Source organism: Nocardia asiatica NBRC 100129 (assembly GCF_000308415.1).
In the GTDB taxonomy this organism is placed as follows: domain Bacteria; phylum Actinomycetota; class Actinomycetes; order Mycobacteriales; family Mycobacteriaceae; genus Nocardia; species Nocardia asiatica.
In genome coordinates this window covers 1-1,993 of the sequence record NZ_BAFS01000362.1, presented here as the reverse complement: position 1 = coordinate 1,993, position 1,993 = coordinate 1, and the positions used below count along the sequence as shown (strand labels likewise).

Annotated in this window: 1 protein-coding gene; it reads left to right on the top strand. The window is 65.9% G+C overall.

Going from position 1 to position 1,993, the window contains the following annotated elements; translation table 11 throughout:
• Positions 1-53: 53 nt before the first annotated feature.
• Positions 54-1,993 (top strand): condensation domain-containing protein (locus tag ON27_RS29430; RefSeq protein ID WP_043734890.1); only part of this gene is annotated, 1,940 nt, incomplete at its 3' end.

The following is a 1,993-nucleotide window of genomic DNA, read 5'->3' as shown; positions in this document are numbered from 1 at the left end:
CCCAAAACGTCATCGCAGACGTATCGAACGTCGGCACACCGGTGCGACCAGGAATGGAGACCCGGGTCGCCCGGGTGTGGCAACAGGTGCTCGGCGGTGCCCTGCCCGACCGCGACACAAGCTTCTTCGCAGCGGGCGGTGATTCCCTGTCGGCCACCCGTCTCGTCGGCCGCCTCGGCCGAGAGCTCGGCCTCACCGTGACACTGCGCGAATTCTTCACGACCCCGACCATCGCCGGACTCGTCGGCGACCGGGCGCACCTCGAGGTGGACACGTCGCCCTCGCCTCTGCTGACGACCGACGTGGTGCATCGGCACGAGCCCTTCCCCTTGACCGATATTCAAGTCGCCTATTGGCTGGGCCGGTCGGCGGACTTCGACCTCGGCGGTATCGGCGCCCAGCTGTACTTCGAATACGACTGGCCGCGCCTGGATGTGGACCGGCTGGAGCAGGCCTGGAACCGGCTGATCGCCCAGCACGCGATGCTGCGCGCGGTGATCGAGGACGGATCGCAACGGATTCTCGCCGAAGTCCCCCGGTACCGGATTCCGGTGCTCGACGCCGATGACGACTTCGACGGCGCGGCGGCGCGGGTGCGGGAAGCGATGTCCGGTGCCGTGCCGGATCCCAGTGCGTGGCCGCTGTTCGAGATCCGGGTGATTCGTGGCAGCGGGATAGCGCGGATCTGCACGGTATTCGACAGTCTCATCGTCGACGGCCTGAGCGCCTTGGTGCTGATTTCCGAATGGCTGCGGCTTTATGCGGAACCGGATACCGAACTCGCGCCGACGTCGATCGAGTTCCGCGATTACGTGACCGGCCGTGCCCCGTCGGAGGAGCAGATTCGGGAGGCGTTGTCGTACTGGCGTGCGCGGCTACCGGAACTGCCACCGGGGCCACAATTGCCTCTGCGGGTCTCTCCTGCTGCGGTGGAGCGTCCGCGTTTCGTACGGCGGGAATTCAGGCTCGACCTGAAAACGTGGGGCCGGATCACCGAGCGTGCGCGGGGTTTCGGTGTGACGCCGAGTGTTGTTTTGCTGGCGGCGTATACGTGGGTGTTGGGTCGGTGGAGTGCGCAGCGGGATTTGACTGTGACGTTGACTCGTTTCGATCGGCGTGAGGTGCACCCGGAGATTATGCGGGTGGTGGGGGATTTCAGTTCGCTGTTGTTGGTGGCCGATCGTCCTGCGGTGGGGGAGAGCTGGCTGGGGCGTGTGCGTCGGTTGCAGCAGCAGTTGTGGAGTGATCTGGATCATCAGCAGGTTTCCGCGGTGCGGGTGTTGCGGGAGTTGGCGCGTGAGAGTGATGCGCCCGCGGACCCGGTGCCGGTGGTGTTCACCTCGATGCTGGGGGTGGACGACGAGTTGGCTCGTTCGGTGCGGTGGCCGGATTACACGCGTACTCAGACTCCGCAGGTGTGGCTGGATCACCAGGTCATCGAGCTGCCTGACGGGTTGCTGCTCAGCTGGGACTCGGTGGACGAGCTGTTCCCCGAGGGGATGGTCGACGACATGCTCACCACCTACCGAGAACACCTCCTGCGACTGGGTGACATGGATTGGAATCAGCCGCTGAACGAGATCTTCCAGCTGCCTGCCGGACAGCGGGCAGTTCGTGAGCGTGTCAACGACACCGTCGGTCCGGAGCCTGAGCGTGCTCCCGGCGGGGGATTGTTGCACACTCCGATGTTCGACATCGCCGCGGCCGATCCGGAACGGGTCGCGATCATCGACGGTGCCACCACCGTGAGTTTCGGCGAACTCGCCGAGCGTGCCCTGCGGATCGCAACGTTGCTGGCCGAGCACGGGGTACGGCCTGGTGATGCGGTTGCGGTCTCGGCGGTGCGGGGCGCGGCGCAGGTCGCGGCTTTGTACGGCGTTCTTGCCGCGGGTGCCGCGTATGTGCCGGTAGCGCCGGATCAACCACCGCAGCGCCGCCGGACCATCCTCGACAAAGCAGGGGTCAAGGTCGTCTTGACTGATGACGTCGCCCG